This window comes from Carboxylicivirga sp. M1479 (assembly GCF_007097485.1).
In the GTDB taxonomy this organism is placed as follows: Bacteria; Bacteroidota; Bacteroidia; order Bacteroidales; family Marinilabiliaceae; genus Carboxylicivirga.
Genome location: NZ_VKDE01000021.1, coordinates 1 through 18848 on the forward strand (window position 1 = coordinate 1; position 18848 = coordinate 18848).

10 protein-coding genes are annotated in these 18848 nt (G+C 39.0%); 2 read left to right on the plus strand and 8 right to left on the minus strand.

From position 1 onward, the window contains the following. Positions 1-239 precede the first annotated feature (239 nt). From FNN09_RS13535 to FNN09_RS13560, 6 genes are all read right to left on the minus strand, one after another. A complete protein-coding gene (locus FNN09_RS13535; protein ID WP_143302908.1) occupies positions 240-2954 on the minus strand; it encodes a DEAD/DEAH box helicase in 2715 nt (904 codons plus the stop codon). 185 nt (positions 2955-3139) lie between these two features. Then, on the minus strand, positions 3140-3538 hold the full coding sequence (locus tag FNN09_RS13540; protein ID WP_143302909.1) for a TerB family tellurite resistance protein: 399 nt from the start codon (positions 3536-3538) through the stop codon (positions 3140-3142). Positions 3539-3663: 125 nt separating this feature from the next. Then, complete coding sequence (locus tag FNN09_RS13545) at positions 3664-4188, minus strand: tetratricopeptide repeat protein (protein WP_143302910.1); 525 nt, start codon at positions 4186-4188, stop codon at positions 3664-3666. 13 nt (positions 4189-4201) lie between these two features. Further along, on the minus strand, positions 4202-4897 hold the full coding sequence (gene prfH, locus FNN09_RS13550; RefSeq protein ID WP_143302911.1) for a peptide chain release factor H: 696 nt from the start codon (positions 4895-4897) through the stop codon (positions 4202-4204). A gap of 4 nt (positions 4898-4901) precedes the next feature. Beyond that, on the minus strand, positions 4902-6305 hold the full coding sequence (locus FNN09_RS13555; RefSeq protein WP_143302912.1) for an RtcB family protein: 1404 nt from the start codon (positions 6303-6305) through the stop codon (positions 4902-4904). A gap of 392 nt (positions 6306-6697) precedes the next feature. Next, the gene (locus tag FNN09_RS13560) at positions 6698-7720 is read right to left on the minus strand and encodes a YafY family protein (protein WP_143302913.1); all 1023 of its coding nucleotides are present in this window, start codon (positions 7718-7720) and stop codon (positions 6698-6700) included. A 666-nt stretch (positions 7721-8386) separates the two neighbouring features. Here FNN09_RS13560 and FNN09_RS13565 point away from each other — a divergent pair. Together FNN09_RS13565 and FNN09_RS13570 are read left to right on the plus strand one after the other, a co-directional pair. After that, a complete protein-coding gene (locus FNN09_RS13565; RefSeq protein ID WP_143302914.1) occupies positions 8387-9487 on the plus strand; it encodes a slipin family protein in 1101 nt (366 codons plus the stop codon). A 55-nt stretch (positions 9488-9542) separates the two neighbouring features. Further along, positions 9543-10706, plus strand: a complete 1164-nt coding sequence (locus FNN09_RS13570) for an RtcB family protein (protein WP_143302915.1) — start codon at positions 9543-9545, stop codon at positions 10704-10706. Positions 10707-10748: 42 nt separating this feature from the next. Here FNN09_RS13570 and pbpC read toward each other — a convergent pair whose 3' ends face one another. Both pbpC and FNN09_RS13580 read right to left on the minus strand, forming a co-directional pair. Next, positions 10749-13085: a penicillin-binding protein 1C gene (gene pbpC, locus FNN09_RS13575; RefSeq protein ID WP_185969000.1), complete on the minus strand. Its 2337-nt coding sequence runs from the start codon at positions 13083-13085 to the stop codon at positions 10749-10751. Continuing rightward, positions 13069-18531, minus strand: a complete 5463-nt coding sequence (locus tag FNN09_RS13580) for an alpha-2-macroglobulin (protein WP_143302917.1) — start codon at positions 18529-18531, stop codon at positions 13069-13071. Before FNN09_RS13580 ends, pbpC begins: the two co-directional genes overlap by 17 nt. Between the last annotated feature and the right edge of the window lie 317 nt (positions 18532-18848).

An 18848-nucleotide genomic window follows, 5' to 3' on the forward strand; every position in this document is an offset into this window, starting at 1 on the left:
CTTCAATTTAAAGAAAATGCTCAATAGAATTAAAGAGCAGATTCTTTTTACCCTTTTTCAAATGTTAAATGATTGGGAAGTACTTCTTTTGAAAATTGTAGCTCATCAAAATACAAGGGTTTTTAAGGTTTGACTAATTAGTAAGTATCAGATGGAAGTTGAAAGGCTTTGGAGCAAGATGCATGATAATTAAATTGGTTAAAGCGTTTGTTCGTCGACATTGCAAGGTTGTTGAGAGGTTAGCTCTGTACTCGTCGCTTTATTACTTTCTTTATTATTTTGATAGCAGCAGCTTTGTCCTTTCTCCAAAATGAGTAATGAAGAGGGAAGCTTTTTACACCTGTTCTTGCAAGTGTTTTATATCGCTCCAAAGTAAAGGCTTCCTTGAACATCCCAGGATAGCCAATAAGATCGATAAAGTAGTTTTTGTTTTGATTTGTAACCAAGACGTCGAGCATGTTTCCTGCAAGGGGATAACCACAGTGTACAGAGTCATATTTAAGCTTCACAAGTTCATGATATACTTCGTTTTGGAAATTATCTTTTTCAGGACTTTGACCGTTGATATGCGAAAATTCTTCGGCAAACTTGAAATACTGATATAGCAGGCTCTCCTTATTCATTGATTCATCTGCAACGGATTTGAAAATGACCTGATAGGATTTTGCACGAGTAATGGCTACGTTGAGTACCTCCGGTTTATTGACATGAATAAATGCCGAAGGATGTGATAAATCACATACTGCAAAAGAAAGTAGTATTATGTCCCGTTCAGATCCTTGGAAATTATACGGAGATCCACAGAGTATTTTATGCATCTTAAGTTCTTCAAGACCGTATTTGTCCTTTAACAGCTTGTTGATGTGTGCAACCTGCTTGCTAAAAGGTGAGATGATTCCTATAGATGGTTTTTGTGGGGTATAATTGTGTTTTTTGATAAGACTGTCAAGCTTATCAATGACAGCATTTGCCTCCACTTCATTTACTCCTCTGTCATTCCTTTTTCCTTCTGTATTTACTATTTCAAGCTGATTGCTAGCAATATGCCTGGGGGTGGATTTTAACACTTCCAATTGTCCGTCATAGAATTGCTTATTGCTGAATTCGATTAATGAAGGTGTTGATCTGAAATGCTCCCTTAAAAAGGATACCTGTTGCTGATCAGCCACTTTTGAAATAAAGAAGTCCAGAATACTTCTGTTCCTGTAATCGAGAATTTTATCTTCAGGCAAGCCATGCTTTTCTTGAAGCGAGAACTGTTGCGCGCTTGAAACAAAAGAATAATGGCGCAACTGGTTGGGGTCACCAACAACTATAGCCTTTTTAGCCCGGTATAAGGCAGGTAAAGCTGAGGCGATATCGCATTGGGTGGCTTCATCAATTATTACTAGGTCAAATAAATCCTTCTCTAATGGAAGAACCGAATTCAGGTCGGAAAGATTTGCCAGCCATATGGGGAAGGCTTTTAAAATATTTTCCTGTTTAACTTCAGTCAGGAGTCGCTTATACTCAGAAAAGCTGCTTGCTTCAAGTGCATCCAGGAATCGTGATATATCTTTTCTGAATAACCTGAAGTTATTGTTGATATTAGATTGTATTTTACCCTTTGTAAAATAGCTTATTTCCCTTTCAAGACGAAGAAGTACATTGTCTAAATTATTGAAAAGTTGCCACAGTTTATCACCATTAAAAGATCTGATATTTAGATAAAACCGTTTCCATTTATTCAAAAGGTTTAAACCTTTAGCAAATTCAAGATCAGATAACTCGAGCTCATGTTCAACAAAGTGTTCGAATTGCTCCTCAAGCTGGCTGAGTTCATTAAATAATTTATGGATGACAACTTCTTTAAATGCAAAGTCTTTTCGTGCTGAAATACCGCTGAGATATTTCCTGATCTTGACTTTCAGGCTTAATTTATAGTTTCTTCCAGTTGTGTGAATCAGGTTTTCTTTTAGCTTAAAATCATCCTGTAGCATCGATCGGAGTACTTCAACCGCCTGCTTGGTTTTTGAAACGACCAGTACCGATTTATTGTTGAGGACTGCATCTGAAACAATGGATGTTATGGTATAGGTCTTACCGGTTCCCGGAGGACCAACAATAACAGAATTGGTAAATCTGTAGGCGTTTTGAAGAGCCTTGTACTGGTCGGTATTTAATCTTGACTTATATAGGCTTGTTCCAAATTCTGTTTCAGTACACTCTTCATTAATCAGGTTTTGAATACTTGAATTGAACGCATCACTCTTTGCCAACTCAGACAGGTCGTTAAGTACCCTAAGTGATGATTCTGATTTTTTGATAAACACCGTTCCTGCAGCAGGAATGATCTTAAAATGGTTTTCGCTATACTCTTTTTCCGAAAGATCTTTTCTGATTTTACTTACAGGCCATATAGTTGGATAAAGCAGTAATTCATTGGTGTCTATATTGGAAAAGTATTTATCAAAAAGACTTTTTAGGCTTATGAAATCGCTGTAATCGGCATTTAAAAGATCAGAAACTTCCTGTATAAAGTTGTCTTTCGTTAAATTGGATTCCTTTGGCTCAAGTTTCGTGAGAACAGCCCTGTTGATTATCAAATTATCTCGTTCAATTTTAAGATATTTCTCCTCATTGATTGTTTCAATTTCGGCCGGAAAAAGAAATAAAGGAGCACAAACCCTTTTGTCTTTTGAGAATGAGCTTTCTTTCTTACCAATAAGAAAAAAGCACCCATAAAATAGTTTCTTTTCTAATTTGAATAGCTCAATTTCTTTTTCGAGTTCTTCTGTTTTTGTATTGAAATAAGGAATGATAGGAAGCTTTCCACTTAACAATTCCTCTGTTTTAGATACGAACCATTTGAATGAATGCTTGTGCGATAGAATATTATTCACCTCAAACTCTTTGTAGTCGAGCTTGTAGCAATCTCTATAATATGCGTAGAAATCTTTAGGCCTATATTTCACCTACGTTGTTTTATTGTTCAAAATGTCATATTAGTCAAGGCCTATGCTTCACGGTCTTGCTGAATGGTTTTGTGATCATTATGATTGCCGTGCTTGAAAGTTGATCTGAGCTTGATGTTGAAGAGGTAATTTACATGATTTTCAGCTAAGCAGAACGCATCATAGTATTACTGATCTAGTTTTCTTTACTCTGAAAGGTCCTTCTGATAGTTTCTTAATTTATCGGTGTCTCTTTGAAATCTTTCCAATAAATCTTTTGAGAATGATTCGATAATTTTTGCTTCGCCTTCCTGAATACCATCTGCTGCTTCTGCAATTATTTTCATCGCTTTAATAAATTCATCGTACTGTGGAGCAGGTCCATAACTATGACAAAAATTTATCACCTTATTATATATCTCGTCAATGGGGGTCGATTTTGACACTTCATATTCAAATGACCAAACTATATCGGAACCAAAAGCATGATTATTAAACAATTCCTTAAGTCTTTCTTTTTCTTCGCTTTGTACTATACCATCGGCTTTGGCAATTGCATATAATAGCTCTCCAAGAACCTCATAAAGCTTCTCTATTTTCTTCATGTTAAAAATTTAGATTGTATTCAAGTTTATTATAATTATTGTGATGAATGTAAATAATTATTTTTTAAAATGTCATAATTTCCTATTGTTTATCTATGACAGAGTTCATTTTACAGTCTCGTGCGTTAATCCTGATTTTTCTTCTTTTTGTCCTTACTTGATTTTTCAACATACTTCTTTTTTGCCTTCACCCTTTTGATCTCGCTGGTGATATGATTCATGCAATCTTCATTGTATGCTTCTAATCTGGCCTCATTATACAAAGAAATTGCCTTTTCGTAATCATGCTTTGATTCATAAATTAAGGCCTGAAAGCTATAGGTTTTTGATAAGTCAACACCTGTTAGTTTGTTCGCATATGTAATTAAATTTTGGGCTTTATCATATTCCTTCATGATAATCAATAATAGAATGTATGCCATGCAAACATTCAAATCATCAGGATTACCAGCCAGCGCTTTTAAATAATAACTTTCCGCTTTTTGAAAATTATTCATTTGCTCGTGATGTAATCTACCCATCAGATAATTGGCTCCGGAGTGTTCATCATCCTGACTTAATGCATAGCCTAAATTTTCAATAGCTTCTTCAAGGCTATACGAATATTGATCCAATGCTTTTATATAATATTGGTCTGCTAATGTGCTCATAGTATTTGTTTTATTATAATAGCTCCTTTCTTAGATTTTGCTTTAAGGAGCGTCGTTTGTGTTTATAGGTTGATTCATCATTCCGAGCTTTAAAATCACTGCCATGAAAGGTTTTTACTGGGTTGCCCCTTTGTATTTCAGAATGATTCTTCCATTCGGCCTGTATGTTATTTTTTTGCTGTTTTATTTGATCAAGATTTATCAGCTCAAGAAGCCTAAGTTTAGCCAACTTTTTATTTTGCAGTTGTGAGCGACTTTCAGAAACTAGTACACTTAGTCCGCTTATAATGTGTTTAGCCCTTATAGCAGTACTCACTTTATTCACATGTTGACCTCCTGGGCCACCAGAGCGAATGGCTTGATAGCTGATATCTTTATCATTGATTTCAAACTGCTCATTCGAGAAATTAATCCTGTTGATGGCAATAAACCAGTTTTTACGTTTGTGATGTTTTCTAAACTGGCTTTGGCCCACCCACTGAATGGTTCCTGTCCAATGCTTTGAGAAACATTCTGCATTTTTACCTTCTAGTTGTATGCTGGCAGAGTAAAGCGTTCCATTCTCAATGGCTTTTTCTCTGTGCATGATGTTGTAACTGATATTCGCCTTCTTGGCTTCGTCAATCATATACTTCAGAACCTGAGCAACTACCCAGCAACATTCTGCTGGTCCTCGCCCTGATGTTATCTGTAATAGTATTGTTTCCATTTTTCTATTGTTTATCCATTCTTACTATTTGAGGATAGAACTTACCCTCAACATTGATAAGGTCATTTTGAGATGCCATAACATCTTCCAAATTTTTGTAGGCCATTGGTGCTTCTTCTGTTCCTCCTCCAATAAGTGTAATCTTATTCTGCTTGAGGAGTTTCTTAAGTTCACTTCCGGTATAACTATCCTTGGCTCGTTTCCTGCTTAAACGTCTGCCTGCTCCATGTGATGCTGAATTGAGTGCATTTATATTGCACTTTCCAGAAACGATGTAACCAGGATCCAACATATTCGCTGGAATAATACCCATTTGACCTTCAGCTGCAGGTGTTGCGCCTTTACGATGGACGATTAACTCCTGATTATTAATGCATTCTTTCCAAGCAAAATTATGATGGTTCTCGATGTTCAAGACCGGCTTTATACCTAAAGCTTTTGATAACCGATAATGAATTACATCGTGGCAAGCTTTGGCGTAGTCACCGGCCAAATTCATTGCCAGCCAATACTCCTGACCAACTTCACAAGCTAAATCAAGCCAAGCCAAATGTTGAGCACCAGTCGGTAATAAACAAGTTTGCTTTGCCAGCTTGGTATAGTGACCGGCAATAGCTGCCCCAATTCCTCTTGAGCCAGAATGCGACAATACACCAACATATTGACCTTCTTTAAGGTTAAATGCATTATTACCTGGTAACTCAACAGTTCCGAACTCAACAAAGTGATTACCGGAACCAGAGCTGCCTAGCTGGTTTTGAGCTTTGCCTTTTAGTTGCTTAAGAATGTCTATTTCATTGAACTCTTTTCTCTCCAGAACTTCATGGTCTAAACTGTGTTTTTCAATTTTTCCAATGCCGAAGTGTGTATACTCTTTTAAGGCTGTTTTTATCTGATAACTATTTCGCTTAATAAATTCAGTTGGAATATCATAGATGCTTAATGACATTCTACAGCCAATATCAAGTCCAATTCCATATGGTAGTACGGCATTTTCTGTAGCCAATACTCCGCCTATTGGTAAACCATAACCCACGTGTGCATCGGGCATTAAAGCACCATATACCGAAACCGGCAATTGCATAGCGATTTCCATTTGCCTTATGGTATCATGCGTAATATGCTTCTTGCCATAGACATTAAATGGCTTTTCTAAGGCGTCTAGTTGATATATGGTGCCATTGTTTGTTTTGATTTTACCAATTAGTTCTTCAGCTATTTTGGAAAGAGACGTATGTTCTAAATAATCTTTAGGATTCAAAAGAACAGCTTCAAGGATCTCCAATTTATCGATTTTTGATAAATGCTTAAAGTCGCTATTAATAATGTTAATTGCCAGACTCTTAGCTCTATCTGATTTGTAGTTTAATTTTTTAAGGTCTTTGCCTTTTATCTTAGACTTGCTCATCCGTCAAGGTAATTGCCTGACTGCGATAAAGCTCCGATAATCGACATGCTTATTGAATGCTTACTCAATTGAGTTTACTACACAACAATACATGACAATCGAATACAAAAAATCTACAGTCAGATAAAATAAATAAAATGTGATTTGTGAATAAGAGATATGTCTTATTCAAGCGATCAGAAAACAAGAAGTGTGATTAGTTCTCAACTAACCATTCTGATCTATTTGCGGATATGTGATCTAAGTTCCAACATAACAATTTCCCCTTCTTTTAAGTGATACATGGGGTGAAATGCGTTGCAAATATAAACTAGAATTGTTTAATATTCCAAATTATAAAGTCAAATAATTAAATATCTAACATTTCTAAGAGCCCAAAACTGAAGCTTTTTTTATTCTTTATGGGTATTGTAATTTTCAAACGCATTTTGAATAACCTTGCTTATTTGTTTTCGAAGAGATGGTGGACTAAGAACTTCTATGCTATCTCCGTATCCAAGGATTAGTCGCTCTAATTCAAAATTAGGTACTACTTTAATGGCGATTATAATCCCATCCAAACGCTCTTCAACAATATACTGTGACCAATGTAAGGGTTTGGTCAATATATAAGGTTTATGGTAGTTATTAACAAAGATTTTTATCGTACGAGGTATCAATCCAGTATTGACAGTTGCGCCAATAACATTTTTGTAATAGTTGTCAGGATTAAATTCAGGATCATCCTTAAATTTAAAATTGTCTAACACCTCAAACGAGTGAATGCGATCCAATGCCAGGTTCATAATTGTATTTCCTTTTTTCTGTTTACCGATTAGAAACCATCGATTATTGAACTCTTTAAGTAAATATGGATTGAAATATATACGACCAGAACGTTTTGCTTTGAATGATTGGTATTCCACTTTAATCACCTGCCTTCTAAGAACCACTTGGTATAAGCCATTAAGGTGTTCCAGCCCTTTGAGATTCTCGTTACGTTCAATATGGATGATGGGACGCGATTGGGTATTTTCTGTATAGATTTTGTTTTCCAGCTTCTGAATTAACCCAGTCATCTCTTTAAAATGACTAAAGCCTTGAAACTGCTTGAGTATTTCAACGGCATCTCCCAGTTTATTAAGGTCCTGTTCGGATAATGGTAGTTGGGTTATGGAATAATCAGGATCCTCATAAGTGTAGTATTTTTTGTCCTGCACAATTATCGGCGCATTATAACCTAATTTTTCACTGCGCATTATCTGGATATCCATTTGTATTGTTCGTTTGCTCACGCCCTTATCAATGCCTTCGTATTCATAAAGAGTATCAGAGCAGGCATCAATCAAATCCTCCAAGGTCCATTGACGATAGCGGTTTCGAAGACATTTATCTATGGTGGTATAGCGGATAAGTGCATTTCTATTGGCAGGCATAATTCATTTTTTACAGAAAAATATGAAAAAATATCAACTACGCAAAAAGGCTGCGTAGTACCTACTAATCTTTGTATTGTCAATGTGATAAAAACGTTCTTTGAAGATGATTCACTTTCAGTGATTAAGATATTTCTCCAAATATGGAGATGAAGAAATGATGAAGGCAACCTGCAAGACGAGATGTAAGTTTCTGTATAGCTTCATAGTATTGGCTTGGTAAAGTTCAATATCCTGCTTGCTTTTCTACTGATTCATACCACAATGTGTGTCGGAGGTTCGAATCCTCCTTCTGACTTTTAATCAGAATAGCTTAGCTTGGTTAGAGCAGCATCCCTCACGATGGTAAGCCTTATGGCGGTCAGGTTCGACTCCTGAAACTGAGGTTAACTACCTCTCGATTAACAGTTACTTGAAAGTAGAATGACTAATAGCTGGTCGAACTCTTTGGGGTGCGACAATCCTTGATTAACCAGTGAATAAGATGCTTGAATTACTAATGGTAATTACTTTCTCTGCTGATATGTAGATTAATACAATTATACACAATCAACAGACAAACTAGTTATTCTGAAGTTTCTCATCTCTTCTTCCCGTTGTCATGGATGGCTCTGTCAGTCTGCTTTCATTTTTAAATGAATAATAACAAACTAAATATACCTTAAAATGAAACGAGTACGAATAAACAAAGGCAAAGTAGGTTTAGTGTTTAGAAATGGCGACTATTTAAAAGTATTAAGTGCCGGAAAATACTGGGTACGCTATTCTGATAAGGTGGGCATATGCAATATGTCTGAACCCTTATCATTAACAATGGAACTAAACATCCTATTACAAGATGAAGAATTGGCAAAGATGCTAACTGTAATTGAGGTGTCTGATAATGAAATTGTTTTGAATTATAAGAATGGCGTATTCAATGGTATTCTAACTGCAGGAAGACATTCTTATTGGAAAGGTCCAACCAATTATACCTTCGAAAAAATAGATCTTTCAAGTACCGAAGAAATTAATTCGATAGATAAGTCTATATTATCTCATCCGGAAGTGAGTGCATATACCAGGCTCTACAGGGTTGAATCGTATGAAAAAGGATTGCTATTCATCAATGACCAATTTGAAAAAGAATTAAGCCCTGGCATGTACTATTTCTGGAAAAATGACACACCTGTAGCTGTCAAAAAAGCCGATTTACGTCAGGCACAGATGGAGGTATCCGGACAGGAGTTGTTGACGAAGGATAAAGCCGCTTTACGAATGAGTTTTTTTGCAAGCTATAAGGTGGTTGATGCCATCAAAGCTTTAACTGATAACCAGGACTACATCAAGCAATTGTATGTGTCTATCCAGTTAGCATTGCGAGAATATGTTGGCACTTTAACTTTAGATGAGATACTCGAACGGAAAGAAGAAGTATCAAAGTTTGTTATGACATCTGTAAAGGAAAAGGCAACTAGCTTTGGAGTAGCTTTGATTGATGGTGGTATACGTGACATTATTTTACCAGGTGATGTACGCGAAATAATGAACCAGGTATTGATTGCTCAGAAGAAGGCTCAAGCTAACATCATCACCAGGCGTGAAGAAACGGCTTCAACCCGAAGTTTGTTAAATACCGCCAAATTGATGGAGGACAATAAAATGTTGTTCAAATTGAAAGAAATGGAGTACGTTGAAAAGATTGCCGATAAGATAAACAACATATCTTTATCAGGAGGTGGTCAGATTATTGACCAATTAAAAGATATTTTTTCGCCTTCTAACTAATATTGAATCAATGTAGGATGCAATAATGCATTCTACATTACAATTAAGAAGTAAAATGAAACAAATTATATCATCGGAAAACCGACCAATAAAAATGTGGTTGGATGACATTGAAGGAAATGCACTTTCACAGGCTAAAAACTTAGCCAACTTACCCTTTGTACATAAGCATGTGGCGTTAATGCCCGATACTCATTCTGGTTATGGAATGCCCATTGGAGGCGTGTTAGCCACGAAGGGAGTGATAATTCCTAATGCAGTAGGTGTAGATATTGGCTGTGGTATGTGTGCCATGCGAACGAATTTGGAGGATGCAGATTCGGATACTTTAAAACAAATCATGTCACATATCCGAAAAACGATTCCAGTTGGTTTTGATTGGCATAAGGAGGCACAGGATGAAAAGTATATGCCACAAGTTGATGAACTGTCTCAGATAGTAGAAAGACACTATGTGAAAGCAACGAAGCAGATTGGATCCTTAGGTGGTGGAAATCATTTCATTGAGATTCAGCATGGTTCGGATGGTAACATATGGGTGATGATTCATTCGGGTAGTCGAAACTTAGGGAAACAAGTAGCTGATTTCTATAATAAAAAAGCAAAGCAACTAAATGAACGTTGGCATTCATCTGTTCCGACTTCTTATGATTTGGCTTTCTTACCAATTGAAACGGACGAAGCACATGCCTATGTCAATGAAATGAATTACTGTGTAGACTTTGCATATGCGAACCGTAGATTAATGATGGAACGGGTGCAGCATGCTTTTATGGAAGTATTTAAAGGTGAAGTAGCATTTGATGATTTAATCAATATTGCACACAACTATGCCGGCTGGGAGAATCATTTCAATGAAAATGTATTGGTGCACAGAAAAGGTGCCACAAGAGCCCGTTTAGGTGAAATGGGTATTATCCCAGGTTCTCAAGGAACCAAGTCCTACATTGTTGAAGGATTGGGAAATTCAGAAAGCTTTGAGTCCTGCTCTCACGGGGCCGGTCGAATAATGGGGCGAAAACAAGCACAACGTGAATTAAGCCTTGAGGCTGAAGTTAAGAGACTCAACGATAAAGGTATTATTCATGGAATCCGTCACCAGAAGGATTTGGATGAGGCATCTGGAGCCTATAAGGATATTGATATGGTGATGGCTAATCAGACGGACTTGGTAAAAGTTAAAGTGGAGTTGGAGCCTTTGGCTGTTGTCAAAGGTTAAAGAATTGTTATGACTTCTTCATCAGAGATTTTGATGGGGAAGTCAAGTCTCTGATCGTCCTTTTAAAGTTGCAAGAATATGTTGTTCATCTGCAGAACCATACTCATCAATTACTTTAAGGTGATTCCAGCCATTTTTAAATTTCATTTCCATCTTATTTTCCCCCGATGTGTGGCCAATAAATTGCTCATTCAAATACCAATATATCTTGGTGTTTTGATTTTGATGAGCGGCTTTACATACCACCCCTTGTAAGTGTCCATCAAAGTCACGTGGTAAAAACAGTTTTGCATTAGGGTTAGGGTAGATAATCTTAAGGGAGTTACTTGTTGTATAGGCTTTGCACTTTGGATAATGACTTTTAGCTGGCGCAATGTATTGACCTTTTTTTTGCAAATAAAAGGCAATATCTGGTTGATAAACTGTTACAACTTTCTTTACACGGCCAATTTCGTTCCAACAATTCGAGCAGCACTGGTATTGAATATCTAATGAGTAATATTTAAACTGATGGTAATCACATGTGCGAAGTGGTTTCATCTCTTCAGGCACCATTAAGGTATCTACCTCAGGGCACGCATCTGTTGCTCTGAAGCCCGATAAAGCACATACACGCATTGGCTTATAATCCATCTCAGCTACTTCAAACCAAGTATTATTAGATTTGAGTGGCAACATCTGTAGTATGTCGAATAAAATGGGGCCTGCCGTTGCCGCTCCACCGATGTTTTTATTGCCTTCGCCATCAAAATTGCCACACCAAACAGCAATAGTGTATTCCGGTATCACACCTATAGCCCAGGCGTCCTTGTGCCCAAAACTGGTGCCTGTTTTCCATGCAATGGGTCTTGAACTGCTAAAGCGCTCCCAGAAATATTCACTTCCGGGCCGTTTCAAATCTTTAAGCATATTTAATGTGAGCTGACAACTACCATTGCTGATCAATTGTGCACTAGCCTTGTTTGTTTGCTCTTCCTGTAGTAGGTAATTCTCACTAAAAACACCGTTGTTAGCTAGTCCGCGATAAAGTTTCACCATGTCCCACATTTTAACCTCAGCACCTCCTAAAATTAGTGGCAAGCCATATTCGTCAGCGGATCTAAACAGGGTACTCGTTCCGGCCAGCTTCAGGAAACTGTAAAATTGGTAGACACCATAGTAGTTTAGTAGTCGCACCGCCGGAATGTTTAACGACCGCACCAATGATTCATGTGCCGTGGCTACTCCCTGGAATTCGCGGTTGGCATTACGTGGTGAGAATCCATCGAAAAAAGTTGGCAGATCGCGTATGTAACTTTGTGGCAGAATAATGCCTTCATCAATGCTAAGCGCATAAAGAAATGGTTTTAGGATGGAGCCAGAAGAGCGGGGCGCCATCACTCCATCAACCTGACCGCCATGCTGGGCGTCAAAAAAATCGGGTGAACCCACATAAGCTTTTATAGCACCCGTTTTAGTGTCAGCCACCAATATCGAAAGGTTGTTGATGTCGTAGGGCGCATAAATCTTCCGGTATTTATCGGCCAATTGCACACACCGCTTCTGAATGGTTTCATCTAGTGTTGTTTGCAGTAGCCACTGATTGGGATTGGCTGATTTTAAACGACGTGCCAGATGAGGTGCATGTGATTCAAATGGAATAAAGCGATCGGGTAAATCTTCGAGCAAAGCCAGTCGATGGTTCTGCTCACTTATCACTTCTTTATCCAGCATCTTTTTGAGTAAACGGTTTCGCTTATTGCGCAGCGGAGCTGTAGTGCCTTTGGGATAAATCATGCCCGGTGCATTGGGCAGTACAGCCAGTGTGGCGGCCTCACCCCAGGTTAGTAAGTTGGCATCTTTGCCATAAAATTTAAAGGCAGCTGTGCGGTAACCGATCACATTACCGCCATAGGGAGCATGATCGAGGTAGAACTTTAACAGTTCCTCTTTTGAATAGTGCAGGTCGAGTTTTATGGCCAGACCTATTTCGCGCAGCTTATTGAAGTAGGTCCGTTTTTTAGGTTGCGACATGCGAGCAATTTGCATGGGAATGGTGCTGGCTCCACTTACGATTCGTCCATGTTGTATGTTTTGCCACATAGCTCGCAGTATGGCTTTTACATTGATGCCCCAGTGCTGGTAAAACTGCTCATCTTCAAAAGCTACAACGGCCGATTTAAGTTTTTCTGGCACAGCCGCCGTATCGGGAGGGAAGTACCATTGCTCATTGTCATTGATAAAAATATGTAATAAGCTGCCATTATCTGCTTTAACAATGGTGCTGTATTCTTCTTTGAATAATGGCGAAGAAAAGGGAATGATTAAATAGAAACAAACAATGGTTGGGATTGTGATTCCCAACCATCGTAATGCTCTTCTTTTATTTAAATGACTCAACATGCACTTTTATTCCTTCTGTTGTGGCTTTGAAATCACAGTTATACATGGCCTCAGTTAATGTTGGAGGTAAAACAAACTGACCTGTGTGGATACAGTTCAGCTTCACAACAAAATCGAGCTTCTTCTTATAATAAAGATCGAAGAACCACATCACACGGTCATCACGTATATCCAGGTATTCTTCCTGGTTGATGTTCCACTCGCGAACCCAGTCGGGTAATAAAGTACCGTTCAAACGGGTGTTTTCAATGGCCCAGCCCGATGGAATGATTTGCACCAGTGCCAATTCGTTAAGCGAACTTAGCGCGCTTGTGTTATTAACACTAAATCGACCATAGAAAGTGGTGCCCTGTTTTAGGTTTTGTGGATTAATGGCATTACCATTTTCGTCGTACCACTTTACGTCCAGGTTCAGGTTCTTCTCAACAGCAGGTGTCTTATCTTCGAAAGGCACACCACTCCACGATAATGTGACATAAACCTGCTCAAGGTCAGAAGATTCTGCCAATTTCACTTTAAGGGCTTGCTCAAAGTTATCGGGTATGTTCACGGAGTAACTACCGGCTTTGTTAAATGCAATTTTATCGCCATTGGCCAGCATAATGTTACCACTCATGATTTGACCATTGCCAACCTCGATGCCGGCCGCTTTAAAGTAATTACCCAATGACAATAACATGTAACCGGAACTTTGTGTGCTCAGGTAATCCATAGTAGATAATTTCCTGGCAGTGCTTTTGGCCAACAGTTCGGCATCATTCATTTTACCCATCAATGTGGCGCAATAAAGAATGATGGCATCATCGCGTTGTTTTGAACCGTAGCTGTATGTATCGGGTGTATATTCTTCTGTTGTGTGGTCGGCTTTAGCCAGAATTTGCTCACGCACATCCTCTACACCATTTAAGTGATAAGCTGTAGCCAACATCCACTTTTGCGTGCTGCTCATTTTATCAATTTTATTTTCCATCAGCAGGTTCATCTCCGACATCACACTGCGATCAGCTAAAGCCAGGATAAATACCCGGTTGACGCGTGTCATCAAATTCCCTTTATGCTTTTTGGCGTAATTGCGCAAGGTGTTAATGCCATTGTCGTACAAATAGTCAGGCACAGCGTAGCCCAGTTTTTTGGCTTCAACCAAAAAGTGGGTAACGTAGTTGGTGCCCCAGAAGGAGATAGATGTGCCGCCCGGCCAGTATGAGAAGCCACCGTTGGCCACTACAAATCGCTGAAGACGTTTGATACCATCATTAATATTCTTATCAATGTCTTTTCCTTTTGCGGTACTGAAGTAACCCATTGATTTCAACATCAACTGCGGAAATACAGCCGATGTTGTTTGTTCAACACAACCATATGGGTAACGAATCAACCACTTCAGGCGATGGTTGAAGTTCATATTAGGGAAGGCACTTAATTCAATGGAAGCATTGTTAGTACCATCCAAACCTACCTTTGGGACAGTCATTTCAATGCTGCTGCCTCTGACTACTTTTTGTGTTTCTTTATTGTACTGGCGCGTGGCATTAGGTACTACCTTGATGTTGGTTTTACTTTCGACCACAATATCGCCCGCCTGACCTTTGATCTCAATCTTAGCCTGGCCAACTGCTTTTTTAACACGAACTTTAAATTCAATGTCAGCTTCCGGATTTTGCGAGAAATCAATGCTGTATTTACTGGCGCTGATGACTTCCAAAGGCCCTTCAGTACTGATGGTAAAATCGGCCTGTGTAATTTTCTTATTCAGATTAAACAAGGCTACAGGCAAAGTAAACTCATCACCCGGATTAAGCATGCGGGGTATGCTTGGTTGCATAATAATATCGGAACGAACCGGAACAGTCTTATCTGCGTTACCAAAGTTTCCACGATTTGTTCCTATTACCATCACACGCACAGCCCCGTTGTAGTTAGGCATGTGGAACGATACGCTTGCTTTACCATTGTTATCTGTCATAAGCGGACCTTTAAACATGCACACCGGTTCAAATCGTTTTTTGCCATCAACCGGATCAACCTGCGACTCGCGGTAATCCATTTCTTCGGCACCTCCAATGGAGAAGGTTTGAAAAACATCGCCTTTGTTGGCACTGATTACCTGCGAGAAAATGTCGTAGCTATCCACAAACAAACCGATTTTTTTATAGAATTCGCGCCATGGGCGAGGCGTTCTGAACTGGGTTAAGCTCAACAAGCCTTCGTCAACAACAGCGATGGTAAATTGTGACTGCTGACCATTTCCGGTACTGATATCAACCGTGAAATCCTCATTGGGCACAAGGTTATCGGATGTGCTGATCAGGTACTTGATCTTCGTATTTTCATCTTCTACATATATTGGGATGATTCCGAACATGCGTATCGGACGGTCGTTAATGGTTTGATCATGCGGCTGCAACACTGATACCGTGACATATACGTTTGGCAACATGCTTTTGTCAAGCGGAATATCTATCACCAGCTCATCAGCATCTGTTTTTGAAGGATCTGTCCAGAACCAGTCCAGCATCTGATTGCCATGCTCAAGCGTTACCAACACATTACCGCGCTTTGGATTAGGCAGTTTTATCTTTGCTGTTTCGCCCGGACTGTATTTTTCTTTATCAGCTTTAATGGCCAAAGTTCCTTCGTTGCGATCGCTGCCATCCGAGCTGCCATAGCGGTAGGCACTAAAGAAGATGGAGGCTGAGTGGCCATTGCCGCCATCGCTCACTTCAATCAGGTACTCGCCATCTTCAGAAGGTTCGAAGCCAATGGTTGCCACTCCATCGGTTGATTTAATGCTTCCTTCTGTTTCGAGGTATGTCTGATTATCTTCTTTATACTTTAATCGATAACTGCTGCGGTTGTCGTACTGGTACCACCAGCGCTTATCGTTGCGGTAAATTTTATATTGCAGGGTACTGCCGCTTACGGGCTGTCCTTTAGTGTCGAGCAAAACAACCGGGAACTTGACCTCCTGGTTGGTTTTATAATAACCATACCCACTTGGGTCTTTAATGCCGACGTAGTTAGGGTAAACGTGCAGGCTGGTGTAATTCCAGCCTTCGTTGGGCTGACCGCCTTTTTCCAATACCTTAGCAGTAATCTTTAGTTTTAAGGATGAAGGTACTTTCCCCAATGAAGGTACAAACCACGAGGCGCTGTGATTGCCTTTTGTATCTAATTCATTTTTAAGTACATTGTGTGTGCTGGCCTTAAATTCCACATCTTCGCGTGTAAATGTGAACTCGCGGTATTTTGGGAAGGTCATTTCAAAAGGTAACACTTCAATGGTTGCTTCTGCCTTAAGGTTGGCTGCCGGAGCGCCAAACAGGTACTTGGCATTAATATCGAAATCAACGACTTTATCCGTCCAAATAAACTGTCTTTTACGTGGTTTTACCTGTACTTTTAATTGCTCAGCAACCACCGTCTCTATTTTCAGTTCTTTATTAAAATAAGAGGCTCCGGCCTGAATGTTTATGTTATATGTTCCGGTAGGTGCATTGTTGTCTGTTGCAAACTTAAATACATACATACCATCGATGGCATTTACCTCGGTATGCTCAAAAATGGTATTGTATTGCGGATCGCGAACAGATATTTGGGCCGGATGATTATGTGGGAAGCTTGAGTCGCTATTCCTGGCGATGAAAGACACGTGAATGGAGTCGCCCGGACGGTATACGCCTCGTTCCAGATAGATAAAGCCTTTGGTTTTGTTTCGATTGTTATGAACACCGCCAATGTCAAAGCCAGAATTGCTCCAGCTCATCTCGTTTTTATTTAATAGTGTTTGTTGGTTCTTGTGTTTGGCACTTACGTAATTGTAATAGATACGATTGCTAAAGTTGGCTAAGCCCTGGTTGTTGGTTGTGGTGCTGGCTTCAACTTCTCCTTGCCAGTTAAGCAAGGTAACTTGCACGCCCGACAGGGCTTTTCCACTCACTATATCGGTGACGAAAACATTTGTGCCATTGCTTGTGCATTTTAATGTCATGCCCAAATCGCTTAAGAACACCGGTTTGTATATCTGGCCTTTGTCCACTACATATTGAAGGATGTCTTCTTCCGTTCCCTTCATCATATCTTCGGGAGTAAAGTTGATGCGGATCAGGAATAAACCGTCATCATATTTTCCAAACAGATCGGATAAATCAAACTCATTAAGTAACCACTCGTTTTGGGTGGTGCCAATTTCAATGGTTTGATTTTTAACAATGACTCCAATATTACTTTCGTAGTTGTTCTCAAATCCTTTGTTACGCGTGCGCGAACTGGTGAGCTTCTGCGATCGGGCAAAATCACCAATACGTTCGGTAAACACTTTTTTAACCTGTAGATGTACTCGCTTTAGGTTCGTGGTGTAAAACTGTATCTTCTTTTTATTGGATGTGGGCAGAATAATACCATTGGACGCAAACTCCAGCTGCGGTGGAATATCTGAAAAGCGTATTTCCTTGCTTACCTGTGACTCGGTTTTGGTGCCCCAGCGACTGCTAACACCCTTGTTAACCGTTATGGTGTATGAAGAGCCAAACTTAAAGTTACCGTCGATGATGGCTGTTTTGCCCAGTTTTTTAATTTTATAGTCGATGGATGGCAACACAGAAATCAGTCCATCAATGTTCTGTTCCATGCTTACTTCATCGGAGAAAATCACTCGCACACGCGGGTTGCGTCCATCCTCATCAACCCTGAATTTGTTGGCTTCCATCTTTTTCAGAGGCGAAACCACAAAGGTTTCGGTATAGTCAAACTCCAGCTCCAGGTCTTCTTTTTGAACGACGAAGCTAAAGTTTTGATTGTTATCGGTGCGGGTAATCTCACTAGTGCTAAACTGGAAGTTCCAGTCATCCACCTGGCTCCAGTTAAGAGTGCATTTACCGCCTTTGATCTTAGTTGCTTTTTGCAGTGTTTCTAACTTAGTTTTTTCAGATAAAGTAATACTGCCCTGATAAACTAAAAGCTTGGGGCTGTTATGATCTTTTAACTCCAATGCGCCATTAAAAGCCGTTATGTCGCGTCCTAAAACATTGAAACCGAAATCCAGATCGTCGAGTTTAGCAGCTTTAAACTTTTCAGCAATATCCTGCAAGTGCAATGTTCCCTGGTAAGCCGTTCGTAATTCAAATGCTTCGTCGGGAGTAAAAAGCAAAGTGCGTTTGTTTTCCCATTTAGCATCACCTTTAATGGCAGGCGAAAAGCTAAAAGCATCCTTTGCTGAGCTGCCCACCTGGTTATCTTCAATAATCGGGTTGTTGAAAATCACTTTGATGTTTTCGTCGAAGTGAATATTGCCACTGGTTACGAAACTAACCTCCTTGGCTTGTTCTTCTGTGTAGCTAACTTCTGTGGTCGCTTTATCTTTCTGTGTTTTATTTTTGTTACAGGCAGCTAAAGCAAAGAGCAATAGAATTAATATGCTCCAATTGTAAATTGTGTTTTTATTCATAGTGTTCTGGGATGTATGTGATTGTCTAGATGACTAAAATATAAATTTTATTCTAATCATGAGCTTAATGTGATTATAGATATTTCTCTATTTGTTTGATTTTTAAGAGACTTTTAAAATATCCCATATATGGAATTAATTAGCTTTTCGTCTTTTTTTTAATAAATAAAAACCAATAATTATTAGTGCTAAACTGGTTATTGAATTCTCCCATAATTTTTTTTATATATCCTCCAAAACCATAAAAGCCAGCATTTTTTGTACAGTAGGAATAAAACTCCCAATGAAATCATCAAAATGGCTATAGTTTTGTTAAT